This is a genomic window from Arthrobacter sp. EM1 (assembly GCF_029964055.1).
GTDB lineage: Bacteria > Actinomycetota > Actinomycetes > Actinomycetales > Micrococcaceae > Arthrobacter.
In genome coordinates, this window is sequence record NZ_CP124836.1 from 441,738 (window position 1) to 456,989 (window position 15,252).

The window sequence follows — 15,252 nt, forward strand, 5'->3', positions numbered from 1 at the left end:
CAATGCAGCAGCGCAGCGCCCTCCAATTCACCGCCGGCAGCATCCTGGTGGGTGTCAGCTCCAAGATGTACCTGGGATACCGGGACAGCCTGGACTGGCTGGAGCGGCTGCGGCATGTTGTGGACACCCGCCCGGCTCTCGCAGCCGGGCGGGTTGTCCCGTTTGTTATCCCCTCGTTCCCGGTGCTGCCGGCCGCGGCCACGCTGCTTGCCGGTTCGCCGCTGCTGCTCGGCGCGCAGAACTGCGGGTGGGCCGACGGGCCATGGACCGGGGAGGTTGCCCCGTCCATGCTCGCCGAGCTGGGCGTCGGGTTGGTGGAGATCGGCCACGCCGAGCGCCGGCGCCACTTCGGAGAAGACGACGCGCTGGTGGCGCGCAAGATCCGGGCCGCGGATGACGCCGGGCTCACGGCGCTGCTGTGCGTCGGAGAGGCCGACGCCGGCAATGCTAAGAGCGCCGCGGACGTTGTGTACCGCCAGATCCGGTCCGCCGTCGACGGCGACTGGGACCTTGCCTCGCGGCTCGTCATCGCGTACGAGCCCGTCTGGGCCATCGGTGCGCCGGAACCAGCCGCTGCCGGGTACGTGTCCGACGTCGTAGCGCGGCTCCGGAACAACCTTGCCGCCTCGGGACGGGCCGACTTGCCCATCATTTACGGCGGCTCAGCCAAGCCCGGACTCTTGCCGACACTGGACGGCGTTTCCGGCCTCTTCCTGGGCCGGTTCGCGCACAATCCGGTGAACTTCGGCACGGTGCTCGATGAGGCGCTCCTGCTGGCCGGGTCGGTTCACTCCTAGCCGGACTAGCTACCGGCCGCGACAGAGCGTTGGCACAGCCCGATGAACCCGCCCAGCTGCTCGAGGCCTTCGGGGTGCAGGGGCAGGTAGTTGGTGAGCTCAGGCGAACGGACCAGCACCGCGCGCCACTGGCCCCGGGACACCGCCACGTTAATCCGGTTCCGGGAGAGCAGGAATTCCATGCCGCGCGGGGCCTCGGCCACCGCCGAACACGCCATGGACACAATCACTACGGCGGCTTCCTGGCCCTGGAATTTGTCTACCGTTCCCACCCGGACGCCAGCCAGGGACGCGTCCTCCAAGGCCTCCCGGACCACGTTGACCTGGGCGTTGTACGCAGCCACCACCAGAATGTCCGCACCTGCCAGCGGCCGGGTGCCGTCCTCCGCATGCCAGCTCAGCCCCACATGGCGGCGTACCTGCCTGACAACTTCGGCGGCTTCCTCGACCGAGGACGTGGTGTTGCCGCTGTGCTCCACCAGCACCGTCTCGATCCCGGACGGAACTCCCTCGAGCCGGCGGAGGTCCGCGGCCGGGGCCGAGCGCAGCTTGCCGTCATACGAGAGTTCGGAGACGGCCCGGCACAGCTGCGAGGTCATCCGCCACGAGTCGGCCAGGAAGTAACCAAGCCCCGGCGGCAGCGTGGCATGGCTGGCCGAAACCCAGCTCAGCGCTGAGTCGTTCACGGGTTCGGGGTGGCTGCCCTGGCTGACCTGCGGCAACTGCTGGGGATCGCCAAGCAAGAGCAGGCGGCTGCTCGCCTGCGCCACGGCAAGGGTGTTGGCCAACGAGAATTGGCCGGCCTCGTCAATGACCAGCAGGTCCAGGGATCCGGCCGGAACGTTAGCGCCCGTTATCGTCCAGGCAGTCCCGCCGATCAGGGCGCCGCCCGGGGAAGCGAGCAGCCGCGCAACATCCTGCGCCGACCGTTGATCCCACGGGAGCGGTTCCTGGTGTTTGACGTCTTTGGCCACGCAGGCAGGATCGACGCCGGCCTTAGCCACAGCTGTTGTGAGCAGGTTCTCCACCACCGCATGGGACTGACCGACGACACCGACTTTCCAGCCGTTGGCTACCAGCCGGGCGATGACATGGGACCCCACGTGGGTCTTGCCCGTCCCCGGCGGTCCCTGGACCGCGACATAGGAATGGTCCAGGGACCTAACAGCCTCGGTGATGGCGTTAATAAAACGGTCCGGCCCCTCACCCGGCGCAGGCAGCGGCGCCCCGGAAACCAGCCGCGGCGGAACCCGGCGGACAAGATCCAGCGCCGGGTGACGCGGGAAACCAGGCGCCGCGGCTGTTAATCCGGCGGCGACGTCGCCGGAAAGGGTGGCCAAGGCCTCCTCAAGGCTTTTGGTCTGGATGGGCTGGTCTTCGGTCAGCGCCACGGGCACCTGACCGTAAGGTTCGATGCCACGGCGGAGCTTGTCGCGGATGATGACAGTATCCCGGCCGTCCTCGTGGCCGAGCTCCAGGACCTCCGTTCCGAACCACCCGTTGCGACCGCTCCCGTTTATCCCCGTCCCCTCGAGCCCGGCCGGGAGCGGCGGATCGTACATCCGGAACCAGGTGCTGCCTGCACGAAGATCGGAGCCAGGGCTAAGAGTGCCGATCAGCTTTACCCTCCGCTCCGGGAGCTTGGCACCTTCCTTGCGCCACTCCGTCAACACTTCAGCGTCCTCGACGAGGAAGACGTTGCGGTCCTGCTGGTGGTGGCTGTCGGGGCCGTTCTCGCAGCGGTCGAAGTGCGCCCACCAGAAGGCCTTCCGCTCGCGGCGGTGGTAGCTGACCGCCGCCGCCAGCATCGCAACGGCCCTCCGGTCGTTCCCGGACAGCCCGACGCCGGCCTCCGCCAGCCCGGCAAGCCTCACTTCCAGTTCATCGAGGTCAGCGGTTCCCGGTGCGGCGTCGGTGCCGGAGCCGGCGGTGGGGGGAGCAGCAGGGGAAGCCCCGCCGGCACCGTCCGGCCCGATGCCGCGCTCCCGTGCCAGGTCCAGGAGCCAATCACGGAGCGCCAGGGTGGAGAGGCAGTCGTACTCGTTATAGTCGGAGATCCCGGCGAGGATTGAGGCAGCCTCCCCGGCCCGGCCGTCGTCGCGTGCATCGCAGTAGTGGGCGTAGGCAACCACGGAGGCGCCGGCGTCCTTGACGTCCCCGGACCGCAGGTTCGTCCCCATATAGAGCGGCTCAAGTTTCTTGATGCTGTATGAATTCTCGGAGATTCGGATGCTGGTCCTGACCGTCTGGTACAGGTCCACCAGGAGTCCTTCGCGCAGCCACCGGTCGACGGTGTCCTCGCCGGCGACGTGCAGCACGGAGAGCTTCCGGAGGGCAGTCTTCTCGTAAGCGGCGTAGTGGTAGACGTGCATATCCGGATACTCCTGCCGGCGCTTCTGGACATAGTCGAGGAAGTCGAGGAACGCCTGCTTCTCTGCCTCCCGGCTGTGCGCCCAGAACGGCCGGAACACCCCTGCCAAGCCGGGCCCTGCCGGGGCCTCGACGACGCCGAACAGGTACTCCAGTCCCCAGACCCCGGTGGCGCTCTCCTGCCACAGCGGATCGCCTTCGAAGTCGAAGAAAATATCACCGGCGCTGGGAGGTGGCAGCTCCGCCAGGGAGTTCTCCGGGACCACCCGGTAGCTGAGGGCGTGTTCCGTTCCGTCCTTGACGTACCGGACTCCGCCGTCGGCAGCGCCAACCCCGCTCTGCATCCGGGCCTGGTCCTGCAGCCGCAGCAGGGCTGCGTTCGCTCCGGGAAGGTCAGCCTGGGCGAGTGCCCTGACCGTGAAGATCTTCCGGGCGTGCAGGGCTTTGCGCTGCGCCGAAGTCATCCGCGCCACCAGCAGCAAATCGTCTGTGGCCGCGGCCTGCTCCTGGCAGTAGTCGCAGCGGCCACAGGCGCTAAGCCCGGCCGCACCCCAGCGCACTTTCTGCGGCTGCGCCAGATGGGCGGCGGTCAACGCCACGAAACGGTCCCGGCGCTCGCGGAAGACCGGCAGGATCTCGGCCAGCTTGTGGTTGGTGCGGACGTAGTCGAAGCCACCACCCGGGAGCGGTACGGTGGCACCGAGAATCAGGGTCACGGCGGGGTCCGGTGTGATCCCGGCCTTCAGCAGCTGATCACCGTAGGCGGCCAGCTGGAGCAGCGCGGTCACCTTGGCATGGCGGGCCAATTTGGTGTCGAACACCGCGTAGCTGCCGTCGGCCTGGCGGACCAGGAAGTCGGAGCGGCCATGGAACTGGCCGTCAAAGAAGGCGGCCTGGAACACCACGTCTGCCCCCGAGCGCAGGGCTTCAAGGGATTCGTGGTGTTTGGACAGCAGCGTCGTGCGGTCCATGGCTTGGGCAGGCGCGACGTCGTACACCCCCCGCCCGGTGGCGGGATTCCAAGGACCGAACTCCTCGACAAAGCCTGCGAGGACCTTGAGTTCGTGGCGGTCACCGAGCACTGCCGCATGCTGGAGCATCTCGTCAGCTTCGAACCCGGCTTTGGGGGCACGGCCCAGCTTCTCGTCAAGCTTGCGCAGCACCTGATACTCACAACCGGCTGCCGTGACGAGGTCGCTCGCGGAAAAAACCAGGTCCGGTGCGGAACCCGGCACGTCCGGTTCAAGAAAAAACACTGTGCCCCCGATAACTGACGCGCTGCTGGTTCTAAGGCTGGGCCTGCGGGCGTCAGCGCCGACCGCCCTTCTGGTCCTCAAGCTATCAAAGCCCGCCGACATTCCGGCGGGCACCAGGGCTGGAACGCACTGGTTCCTGTCGTCGGTCGGGCGTATGGTCTGAAGACCATGACGGAACAGCAGCCTTTCGAACTTGTCCAGCGTTACCCGCATTTCGAGTTGCGGCACTATCCGACGCACGTGGTGGCCGAAGTCCGGGTCAACGCAAGCTTCGACCGGGCAGGCAACGCGGCCTTCCGATACCTCTTCAACTACATCAGCGGCAACAACGCTGCCCGGCAGTCGGTAGCCATGACCGCCCCGGTTGTGCAGGGCTTCGGCCCGTCCCAGAAACTGGCGATGACCGCCCCGGTGCTCCAAAGCGGGTCCCTGACCAGCGCAGACGGTGCGGCAGAGTTTGTGGTGGCCTTTGTCCTGCCGGCGGGAATGACAGCTGAAACTGCCCCGGTACCGTCAGATCCGAAGGTCAGGATCCGGACCGTGCCCGGGTCCTTCGTGGCCGCGAAGGTGTTCTCCGGCGGCGGCTCGAAGGGCGCTTTCGAGCAACGGAACCTGGAACTGCAGGCAGCCCTGACGAATGCAGGCCTACGCGCCGTGGGCTTGCCCCGGTTTGCCCGTTTTGATCCGCCGTTTAAGCCCTGGTTCCTCCGCCACAACGAGGTCCTCCAGGACGCCGAGCATCCGCGTGCCGGTGCCGGTGGGGAGACGCCCGGGGAAACGCCGGGGTAAGGCAAAATGGCAGGGTGACCAACCTCCCGCAGCGCCCGTCCCCGTCCGCCACCAGCAAGGCTCCGCACACGCAGGAGTCCGGCATTGCCGCGCAGATCGCCGCAGAGCTCGGTGTGCAGGCTTGGCAGGTCAAAGCCGCAGTGGACCTGCTCGACGCAGGGTCCACAGTGCCCTTCATTGCCCGCTACCGCAAGGAAGCCACCGGGACGCTCGATGACACCGCGCTGCGTGGACTGGAGGAGCGGCTGCGATACCTGCGCGAGTTGGAGGAGCGTCGCGGCACCATTCTCGAGGCTATCGCGGCGCAGGGGGCATTGACGCCGCAACTGCAGGCCGCCGTCGCCGGGGCCGATACGAAGTCGCGGCTGGAAGACATCTACCTCCCGTTTAAGACCAAGCGGCGCACCAAGGCACAGATCGCCCGCGAGGCCGGGCTTCAGCCGCTCGCCGAGGCGCTGCTGAAGCGGCCGGAGCTGGATCCTGAACGGGAAGCGGGCCGCTACCTCAACGCCGAGCACTCCATCGGGGACGCCGCGGCGGCGCTCGCGGGGGCCCGATCCATCCTGGTGGAACGTGTCGCGCAGGACGCGGACCTGGCAGCTGCGTTGCGCGAACGGCTCTGGACCCAGGGCCGGATGGTGTCCCGCGTGAAAAAGGGCAAGGACGCCGAGGGCCAGAAGTTCAAGGACTACTTCGAATTCTCCCAGCAGCCCGCCGGGATGCCCTCGCACCGCGTCCTGGCGCTGTTGCGCGGCGAAAAGGACGGCGTGCTGGAGCTGGATCTCGCCGAGGCTGAACCGAACGACGACGCCGCCCTCAACGCCGCCCGCAGCAGGTACGAAGCCGCCGTCGCCCGCTTCCTCGGGGTCGCCGACCGCGGCCGGCCGGCAGACGCCTGGCTGCTGCAGACCGCCCAGTTGGCATGGCGCTCGCGGGTACTGGCCCGACTCACCGCTGACCTGCGAAGCCGGATGTTCGCTGCCGCCGAGGATGAGGCAGTACGGGTCTTCGCCGCCAACCTGCGCGATGTGCTGCTCGCTGCGCCGGCCGGGAACCGCGCCACCCTGGGCCTGGACCCGGGACTGCGGACCGGGGTGAAAGTCGCGGTGGTGGACGGCACCGGTAAGGTGGTTGCCACGGACACCGTCTACCCGCACGCGCCGGCCCGGAAATGGGACGAGGCGCTCCGGACGCTGGTAAACCTCGCGCAAAAGCACGGCGTCGAACTCGTCGCCATTGGCAACGGCACGGCGTCGCGGGAAACGGACAAACTCGCCGCGGAGCTGCTCAAACAGCTCACAACGGGCACGGAAAGTGCCAACCGAAGCGGCAAACCGCAAAAAATCGTGGTCTCCGAGGCCGGTGCGTCCGTCTATTCGGCCTCGGCGCTGGCTGCCGCTGAGCTGCCGGGGATGGACGTATCCCTGCGCGGTGCCGTGTCCATCGCACGGCGGCTGCAGGATCCGCTCGCGGAACTCGTAAAGATTGAGCCTAAGTCGATCGGCGTCGGGCAGTACCAGCACGATGTCACCGCAGCCAAGCTGGATCGTAGCCTCGACGCCGTTGTCGAAGACTGCGTCAATGCAGTCGGCGTCGATGTCAACACCGCGTCCCCGGCGCTGCTGAGCCGAGTGGCCGGCGTCGGTCCGCTGCTGAGTGAGAATATTGTGGCCTACCGGAATGAACATGGACCGTTCGGCAAGCGCAGCGAGCTGAAGAAGGTGCCACGGCTCGGCGCCAAGGCCTTCGAACAGTGCGCGGGTTTCCTGCGGATCAGCGGGGGAGCGGAGCCGCTGGATGCCTCCAGCGTGCACCCGGAGGCCTACCCGGTGGCGCGGAAGATCAAGGCTGCGGCGGGCAAAGGGCTGGCCGCCGGAAGCTACACGGCGCTGAATCCGGCGGACTTCGTTGACGGTTCCTTCGGACTGCCCACGGTTCAGGACATCATCGCCGAACTCGAGAAGCCCGGCCGTGACCCGCGTCCGGCCTTTGCCGCGGCGACGTTCTCGGAGGGTATCGAGAAGATCTCGGACCTCAGGCCGGGGATGGTGCTGGAAGGGACCGTGACCAATGTGGCGGCCTTTGGTGCGTTCGTCGACGTCGGGGTCCACCAAGACGGCCTGGTGCACGTCTCGGCGCTGGCCAACCGGTTCGTCTCCGATCCCCGCGAGGTGGTCAAATCCGGCCAGGTGGTGCGGGTCAAGGTGCTGGAGGCCGATCCGGAACGGAAGCGGATTTCGCTGACCCTGCGGCTCGACGACGAACCGGCAGCTCGTCCGGACCGACCGGCGGCTCAAGGAGCCCAAGCGGGCCGAGCGTCCCAACCGTTCGCTGCCCGGCGGCCCTCCGGCGCTCCGGTGCCCGGCCGCCAGTCTTCAGCCGGGCAGCCGCAGCGCCCGGTGCCGGCAAAAACATCCCCGGCAAAAACATCTCAAGCCAAAGCGGTTCCCGCACCGGCCAACACCGCTATGGCCGAGGCGCTGCGGAAGGCGGGACTCGGGAAGTAGTTTTACCGTTCGTCGAGGATTTCCTACCGTTCGGCGCACGAACCGTACGTTTACTGATGATCTGCACCATGATTGCCGGAGGCAACGGCTCATCTTGGGGTCTTTCGCCTCTAAAATCGCTGGACACCGAGGTCTTCGACGAGCAAAGGGAACACATTATGGGCTGGCTGGACCGTGAACAAACGATTGCCCCGCCGGGATTCAATCGATGGCTGGTGCCACCGGCCGCGCTGGCCGTGCACCTGTGCATCGGGCAGGCGTACGCCACGAGCGTTTACAAGACGGCGCTGGTCAAGCACTTCGGCGCCAGCCTGACCGAGATCGGCGTGATCTTCTCCATCGCGATTGTGATGCTGGGACTTTCGGCCGCCATCATGGGGACCTGGGTGGACAAAAACGGTCCGCGCAAGGCGATGTTCACCTCGGCCGTGTTCTGGGCCAGCGGTTTTGTCGTCGGTTCGCTGGGTATCTTCAGCGGCCAACTGTGGCTGGTCTACCTCGGTTACGGTTTCATCGGCGGCATTGGCCTGGGGATCGGCTACATCTCCCCGGTTTCCACGCTGATCAAGTGGTTCCCGGACCGCCCGGGCCTCGCGACCGGTATGGCCATTATGGGCTTTGGCGGCGGTGCCCTGATCGCCAGCCCGGTCTCCACCGCGCTGCTGAAGATGTATGACCCCAACTCCGGCGCCAAGGGCTGGGTGGCCAGCGGCGACTCCGTCGGCAAGCTTTTCCTGACCCTCGCTGTTGTGTATTTGGCCTACATGATGTTCGGCGCATTCACCATCAAGGTCCCGGCCGAGGGGTGGCGACCGGCCGGCTTTGACCCGAGCAAGGTCAAGGCGGCCAAGCTGATCACTACTGACAATGTCTCCGCAGTGAACGCTGTGAAGACCCGCCAGTTCTGGCTCGTGTGGGTGGCCCTCTTCTGCAACGTCACGGCCGGAATCGGCATCCTGGAGCAGGCAGCGCCGATGATCCAGGACTTCTTCCGCCAGTCCGACGGTGTGTCCCTGGTCAGTGCCGCAGTCGCCTCCGGCTTCGTCGGGCTGCTCTCGATCGGCAACATGTCCGGCCGCTTCGCCTGGTCAGCCACCTCGGATACGACCGGGCGCAAGCGCATCTACATGGTGTTCCTCGGCATCGGCGCCGTGCTTTATACGGTACTGGCGCTAGCCGGTTCCACCACGACCTTCCTCTACGTGGCGCTCGCCTTCGTAATCATCTCCTTCTACGGCGGCGGCTTCGCGACCGCCCCGGCGTATTTGCGGGATCTCTTCGGCACCTTCCAGGTTGGCGCTATCCACGGCAGGCTCCTTACGGCCTGGTCCGCGGCCGGCATCGCCGGGCCGTTGATCGTGAACGCCTTCCTTGACGCCCAGGGCAAACCCGGCCAGCTGACCGCCGGGTCCTACCAGCCCGCGCTGCTGACCATGGTGGGGCTGCTGATCATCGGCTTTGTGGCCAACCTGCTGGTCAAACCGGTCGATGCCCGGTTCCACGAACCCCGCCCGGACCAGGTCCGTAACGACGAACCCGCCATGGAGGCTTGAAATGAGTACCGCACAGACATCAGTGAACAAGTCCACCGGGAAGATGGTCATCGCCTGGGCGCTGGTCGGTGCCCCGCTGGCCTACGGCATCTATGAGACCCTCACCCGCGTGGCGGCGCTGTTTGGCTGACGCTGCCGGCGGACCCGTGACCCGGCAAGGCGGCTCCGCTGCCGGGTTCACGGGACCGGATGCGTTCACCACCCGGCCCACACTGCAGGGCACCTTCGGGATGAGCGCCTCCACGCATTGGCTTGCGACGGCGGCCGCCCAGGCCGTGCTGGAACGCGGCGGGAACGCGTTCGACGCCGCGACGGCCGGAGCGTTTGTGCTGCACGTAGTCGAGCCGCACCTGAACGGTCCCGGCGGCGACATGACCGCCATCTTCGCCACCGCGGCGGAACCGGGCATACCGGTAGTCCTGATGGGTCAGGGTCCGGCGCCCGCGCGGGCCACCGTGGATCACTACCGCGCGGAAGGCCTTGATTTGGTGCCGGGCTCGGGTGCCCTCGCCGCCGCGGTGCCCGCCGCCGTTGACGCGTGGCTGCTGCTGTTGCGTGATCACGGGACCTGGGAACTCGGCGAGGTGCTGGAGTTCGCCATCGGCTATGCCCGCGACGGGCATCCGATGCTGGGCCGGGTCGGGACAACGATCGCTGCCGTGGCGGAGCTTTTCCGTACGCATTGGCCCACCTCGGCCGAGCTGTGGATGCCCGGCGGACGGATCCCGGCCGAGGGTGAGCTGGTTCGGAACCCCGCCTATGCCCGAACCCTGCAGCGGCTCGTCGACGCCGGGGCAACCCCTCCGGCCGGGATACCGGACGAGTCCCCGGCAAGTCGCTCCCGTGTGGCCAGGATCGACGCCGCCCGACGTGAATGGCGCGGAGGCTTCGCAGCAGACGCCATGGTGAAGTCCGCCCGGACGCCGCACCGGCACTCCTCCGGCAAAGACCATCGCGGAGTCCTAGCGTTGGAAGATCTCGCCGGGTTCGAGGCCGGCTACGAACCGGCCGCCACCGTGGAGTTCCGGGGGCACACAATCGCCAAGACAGGGCCGTGGGGGCAGGGCCCGGCGCTACTTCAGGCACTTGCCATTCTCGAGGGGTTCGCTGACCGGTACCTGGATCCATCCACCGAGCTCGGAGCGCATACCATCCTGGAGGCCCAGAAGCTGGCGCTCGCAGACCGGGAAGCCTACTACGGTGACACTGACGTGCCGCTGGAGTATCTGTTGTCGGCCGAGTACTGCGCAGGCCGCCGGGCGCTCATCGGCGAGCGGGCCTCGCACCAGCTCAGGCCGGGGTCGGTGCCCGGGCGGGTGCCGTATATGCCCGTACTGCGCACCGGCTATCCAACGCCGGCGCTCGCGGGGGCACGTGCTGCGGGATTCGGGGTGGGAGAGCCGACCGTGGCGCCGAGCGGCGAGACCCGCGGCGATACCTGCCATATCGACGTCGTGGACCGCTGGGGCAACATGGTCTCTGCCACACCCTCGGGAGGATGGCTGCAGTCCTCGCCCGCTATCCCGGAGCTGGGCTTCTGCCTCGGCACCCGGCTCCAGATGACCTGGCTCGAACCGGGCACACCCTCCACGCTGACGCCGGGCAAGCGGCCCCGGACCACGCTGACGCCGACCCTCGTGCTTCGGGACGGGAGGGCAGTGACTGCCTTGGGGTCGCCGGGCGGTGACCAACAGGATCAATGGCAGCTGCCATACCTGCTCCGGACGATTGTTGGCGGTTACACACCGCAGCAGGCCATCGATGCGCCCACCTTCCATACGACGTCGATGCCCGGTTCGTTCTGGCCGCGCACCTGGGAGCCAGGCGGCGCCGTCGTTGAGGACCGGCTGGGAGAGGACGTTATAGCCGGACTTGAACGCCGGGGTCACGTCGTCACCCGAGCTGGCGGCTGGACGCTGGGACGGCTCTCCGCGGTCATTCGTGACCCCTCGACCGGCGTCCTGCAGGCCGCAGCCAATCCCCGCGGTGCGCAAGGGTACGCCGCCGGGCGCTAGCGGACATGATGGGCCCTGGCCGGAGTCCGTCAGCCCCGCAGCCGGTTCATAAAGCCGACGGACTCGGCGATGATCTGCTGCTGGGCCTGTTCCCTTGTGATGGCCGGCTGGCCATCACCCGGCTGCTCACCATAGTCTCCGAAGAAAGCATGAACTCCGCCCTCGACAGTCGCGTAAGTAGACGTCGGCGGGAGCAGGGACTTGGACTCCGCGACCTTCTCCGGAGTGGTCAGGCGGTCATTCGATCCGGAAATGGACAGCACGGCAAGGCCGGTGGACTCCGCCAGGCTGGCTGCGGGGAACGAAGCGAAGAGTAGAAGTCCGGCGACATCCCCGTTCGATTTCGCGAAGCCGGCTGCGCTCACTCCGCCGAGGGAATGTCCGCCGACGGCCCAGGCTGTGATGTCCGGGTGCCGGTCCATCACTCCGCGGGCCTGGCTGGTGTCCAGCAGGGCGATGCCCAGGGGTACCTTCAAGATGACGACCAGGTGGCCGGCGTTTACGAGCGGGCCCAGGATGTCCCGGTACGCGTGCGCGTCAACGCGTGCGCCGGGATAAAAGATCAGCCCCGCGCTGGGTTTTCCTTCCGGCGTGAGGGTGATGGACGTGGCGTCCTCGGCGGTGGTTCCCCTGGTTTGGCCATCGTCTCCGCTGGGCTGGTAGGGGAACGGGCTGAGCCAGACCAACCCCGCAACAAGACCCAGCGCCGCGATCCGGACCGCAAGTCCGCGGGCCAGCTGCCAGCTTGAGGCAGTGGGCAGTTGTTGGCGGCTATTTGCGGCGGTCCTCTGGTTGTTCGGGTCCGGCCGGCTGATCGGCGTCGAGCGCTGGAACAGGGGACCGGGATGGAAAAGTGGCGAACGTCTGAGGAGGATAAGCATCCACAGGATGCCCAGGCCGGCGGCAACCAGCAGCAGGATCGGCAACGCCGGGTGGCCGGCGGGGACGGCGCTGTTGCCCAACAAGATCGAGATCGGGACCGCGAGCAGCGCGACCGCAGCAAAAGCGCCGCTCCAGTACAGGACTGCCGATCGGAGGCTGTTCGGCTTCCGGTCTTGGGGCCGGGGCTGTGCGGGCTGGGACGGTGTAGCCGGCACGCCCGGGGCAAGCCCGGTGCGGGCTAAGGACTCGGCCCCGCCGGCTGTCGCGGGGTCATCGGGCGGAGCCGCCGCCGCTGGGCTGCCGGGGTCATCCGGCGTTATGTCCTTCACCGTTCCAGGATATCTCCATCATCGAGATAACTCGCAACTGGCCGCTCCATACTGCGCCATCGAATCAGGCCCGGCGGCGTCCGGGGGGCTGCCAGCAGCTTCAGGCGGAAGTCCGGGGGGATGGGGCGCGGTGTAGTGGGTGGTGGGGTGGAAGAAGCGGTTGCGGCGGGGTTTTTGCCGTGGGTCGAGGTGCGGCGGCGGGATGAACCAGGGGACGCCGGTGCGGATCTGGATGGTCCATTGCTCTTTGTGGATTAGGTGGTGGTGGTGTGAGCACAGCAGGGTTCCGTTGTCTATGCCCGTTGTTCCGCCGCGGGACCAGTAAGTGATGTGGTGGGCTTCGCACCAAGGTGCCGGGGTGGTGCAGCCGGGGAACGCGCAGCCCTGGTCCCGGGCGGTGAGGGCCTTGCGAAGGTGGGGCGGGAAAACCCGGGTGGCCCGGCCGATGTCCAGGATTCGGCCTTCGCTGCCGAGCAGGACGGGGATGATGTCCGCGTCGCAGGCGATTTTCCGGACGGTGGCGGCGGTGACGGGTCCGGTGAACAGCAGCGTCCCGGTCTGCGCCAACGGGTCATTGCCGGTCCCGCCACCGGCCGCCTTGCCGTTTACGGTGTTGGTCCCGTCGGTTCCGAGCCGGCTGAGCAGGTCGCGGTAGTCGATGGTGGCGATGACCTGGGGGCGCAATCCTCCGGCGACGGGGAGGTTCCCGGTAGTGAGGGCGGCTTTGCAACCTCCGACCAGTCCGTCGAGGAGTTTCTGCGGGCGGGAGCGTCGGTCCAGGTCGATTTCCGGGACGCTCCCGTCGCTGCCGGACCAAGAGTTGCTGCCGGGCCAGGGGTCGTTGCCGGACCAGGGGGCCGTGGCGTTCAGGGCGGCAGCACCCGCGGCTTCCATGGCCGCTGATCCTGTGCCGGTGGCAGGTGCGGGTGTTTTCGGAGGGCTGGTGCGGGGATTAGTGCCGGTGTTCATGACGGTGAGGAGGTATTCGAACTGCTCGGTGGTCGCGAAGATTTCCAGGTGCCGAAGCCCGTGGCGGGGTTTGCGGATAAAGGCGCCCTGGAGTTGGCGGAGCAGTTCTTCGGAGGGTTCGGCACCGTCCTGATCAATCGCATCGGTCCAGCTTCGGGCCACGCGGGCCAGGAAGTCCGGGTCGTTCTCCGCGGCGGTGCGGGCCAGGGCGTGCTCCATCTGCTGGGCGGTCGCGGTATCGCAGAGGTGCCGGACCCGGTCCAGGGCCAGGGCGATGATGGTCGCGGGCCGGGACCCGACTTCGCCGGCGGCCACGACGGCGCCGAGTTCCGCGTACCGGGGAGGAAGCTGCTGGCCGCTGAATCCCTGTCGCGGCAAGAGCGTGCCGGCTAGGGACAGCCGGCGCCGGGCCTCGGCGGCACTGATCCGCAACCGTGCCCGCAGGAACTCCGCGGTGTTCCGGTACCCGTCATCTGCTGCTGCAACCGGCGCTGCCGCAACCGTTGCAGCACCCGTTGCAGCACCCGCCGGCGCGGCGCCGGACCCGTTGCCCGGGCCGTCGCCGGAGTCCACCCGCCAGCCGGTGGTCCAGGAAGTGCCGGCGGTTGTGCCACCGGCCGAGGGCTGCTTCCGGGTCCGGTCCACGGCGTCGGCCGCTACGAGCTGCAGATACTCCACACACCGGGCGAGTTCCTCCACCGCGCCGGCGAAATCCGACGCGGCCCGGAAGCCCCGCAACGCCGCGTCCGCCGCCGCCGTCGAACCTGCTCCCCGGAGCGCGGCCAAGGCAGCACCCACACCGGATTGCCCGGCCGGAGCAGCGCCCCGGTCCATGTCCTGGCAAGGAATGAAATCCTTCTCGGCTTCCATAAACCCACTCTCTCAAGGGGGTCCGACATTTATCGCAACGCCGCCAGCGCAGTGCCGGAATCCCGCCGCTGGGCACCAAAACGACGAAAATCGCGACGTGTCAGTGCGGGCCAGCACGTCAGGAAGCGCCATCCAGCACACGGGGCCGGCCAAACTGGGTGCGGACCCCGGGAGAGTAGAGCACCGATTCGGGCGCACCCGCGACGTGAATGCCGGCGGCGGCAACGAGCTGATCCTCAAGCTGAGTCAGCTGCGCGCGGAACAGCGGCCAGGCAACGTGGGTGTTAGGAACGTACAAGGTCCTGCCACGAAACCGGGTGTGCAACCCGAATCGGGCGGTGAGGTGGATGGATAGCGGGTCAGTCGCTTCGACGTCAGATTCCGGGCAAACCTCAAAGTCGCTCCGGGCGCCGCCCCGAAACCGCCGCACCCAGTACCCGGCACGGAGGCCGACCGGCCCTGCCGTTCCGGCGACCGGCCCTGCCGTTCCGGTGACCGGGCCCGCCGTTCCGGTGACCGGGCCCGCACGGTCCGGAGCAGGCTCGCCGCGGAAGCCCGCCCGGGACCACACATACGGAATACCGGCGGCGCGCGCTGCCAGTACCACCGCCAGTCGTGTCGCATCGAGGCTCAGGAAGACCACACCCCGCGTCCCGTCGGGCTCCCGGGAGTAGAGGCGCACGTTGATCTCGTTGAAGCTCCCGAAATACGGGATTCCGGGTCCGCTGCCCAGGCCTGCGCCTTGCATCCGGAATCCGATCAGTCCCACCCAGGCGGACCCGTCAAAGACGTCCGGCACCACACCCGCCGGCATAAATGGTGCTGCAGCGGCAGCCGGGATGCGCCAGTGCAGGAACACCGCGTCCAGCCACCGCTGGTCCATGATGATAGGCGCCGGAAGCTCTGGGGCGCTGG

The 15,252-nt window shown here is 67.7% G+C and carries 10 protein-coding genes; 6 read left to right on the plus strand and 4 right to left on the minus strand.

The features are described from left to right. Positions 1 to 2: 2 nt before the first annotated feature. A complete protein-coding gene (locus tag QI450_RS02075; RefSeq protein WP_226776448.1) occupies positions 3 to 797 on the plus strand; it encodes a triose-phosphate isomerase family protein in 795 nt (264 codons plus the stop codon). Positions 798 to 802: 5 nt separating this feature from the next. On the opposite strand, the gene QI450_RS02080 is transcribed toward QI450_RS02075, so the two are convergent. Continuing rightward, a complete protein-coding gene (locus QI450_RS02080) occupies positions 803 to 4,423 on the minus strand; it encodes a bifunctional RecB family nuclease/DEAD/DEAH box helicase (RefSeq protein ID WP_226776449.1) in 3,621 nt (1,206 codons plus the stop codon). Between the two features lie 168 nt (positions 4,424 to 4,591). Here QI450_RS02080 and QI450_RS02085 point away from each other — a divergent pair, with 168 nt between their 5' ends. The 5 genes from QI450_RS02085 (at position 4,592) to QI450_RS02105 (ending at position 11,287) form a co-directional block, all read left to right on the plus strand. Further along, entirely contained in the window at positions 4,592 to 5,212 is a 621-nt protein-coding gene (locus QI450_RS02085) for a heme-binding protein (RefSeq protein ID WP_226776450.1), read from the plus strand. Positions 5,213 to 5,226: 14 nt separating this feature from the next. Beyond that, complete coding sequence (locus QI450_RS02090; RefSeq protein ID WP_226776451.1) at positions 5,227 to 7,719, plus strand: Tex family protein; 2,493 nt, start codon at positions 5,227 to 5,229, stop codon at positions 7,717 to 7,719. A 158-nt stretch (positions 7,720 to 7,877) separates the two neighbouring features. Further along, positions 7,878 to 9,272, plus strand: a complete 1,395-nt coding sequence (locus QI450_RS02095) for an OFA family MFS transporter (RefSeq protein ID WP_226776467.1) — start codon at positions 7,878 to 7,880, stop codon at positions 9,270 to 9,272. 1 nt (position 9,273) lies between these two features. Continuing rightward, positions 9,274 to 9,402 carry a hypothetical protein gene (locus QI450_RS02100; RefSeq protein ID WP_256447069.1) on the plus strand — a complete coding sequence of 43 codons (129 nt, stop codon included), beginning with the start codon at positions 9,274 to 9,276 and terminating at the stop codon, positions 9,400 to 9,402. Between the two features lie 100 nt (positions 9,403 to 9,502). After that, complete coding sequence (locus QI450_RS02105) at positions 9,503 to 11,287, plus strand: gamma-glutamyltransferase (RefSeq protein ID WP_226776468.1); 1,785 nt, start codon at positions 9,503 to 9,505, stop codon at positions 11,285 to 11,287. A 29-nt stretch (positions 11,288 to 11,316) separates the two neighbouring features. On the opposite strand, the gene QI450_RS02110 is transcribed toward QI450_RS02105, so the two are convergent. The 3 genes from QI450_RS02110 to QI450_RS02120 form a co-directional block, all read right to left on the minus strand. After that, complete coding sequence (locus tag QI450_RS02110; protein ID WP_226776452.1) at positions 11,317 to 12,498, minus strand: alpha/beta hydrolase; 1,182 nt, start codon at positions 12,496 to 12,498, stop codon at positions 11,317 to 11,319. Between the two features lie 18 nt (positions 12,499 to 12,516). Continuing rightward, positions 12,517 to 14,337 (minus strand): HNH endonuclease signature motif containing protein, encoded by a 1,821-nt coding sequence (locus QI450_RS02115; protein ID WP_282468085.1) that lies wholly within the window; start codon positions 14,335 to 14,337, stop codon positions 12,517 to 12,519. Positions 14,338 to 14,455: 118 nt separating this feature from the next. Then, positions 14,456 to 15,220, minus strand: a complete 765-nt coding sequence (locus QI450_RS02120; RefSeq protein ID WP_226776029.1) for a DUF2071 domain-containing protein — start codon at positions 15,218 to 15,220, stop codon at positions 14,456 to 14,458. Between the last annotated feature and the right edge of the window lie 32 nt (positions 15,221 to 15,252).

Coding starts and splice junctions, on each gene's coding strand:
- QI450_RS02075 (WP_226776448.1), top strand. CDS start 3: ATGCAGCAGCGCAGCGCCCTCCAATTCACCGCCGGCAGCATCCTGGTG.
- QI450_RS02085 (WP_226776450.1), top strand. CDS start 4,592: ATGACGGAACAGCAGCCTTTCGAACTTGTCCAGCGTTACCCGCATTTC.
- QI450_RS02095 (WP_226776467.1), top strand. CDS start 7,878: ATGGGCTGGCTGGACCGTGAACAAACGATTGCCCCGCCGGGATTCAAT.
- QI450_RS02100 (WP_256447069.1), top strand. CDS start 9,274: ATGAGTACCGCACAGACATCAGTGAACAAGTCCACCGGGAAGATGGTC.
- QI450_RS02105 (WP_226776468.1), top strand. CDS start 9,503: ATGAGCGCCTCCACGCATTGGCTTGCGACGGCGGCCGCCCAGGCCGTG.
- QI450_RS02115 (WP_282468085.1), bottom strand. CDS start 14,337: ATGGAAGCCGAGAAGGATTTCATTCCTTGCCAGGACATGGACCGGGGC.
- QI450_RS02120 (WP_226776029.1), bottom strand. CDS start 15,220: ATGGACCAGCGGTGGCTGGACGCGGTGTTCCTGCACTGGCGCATCCCG.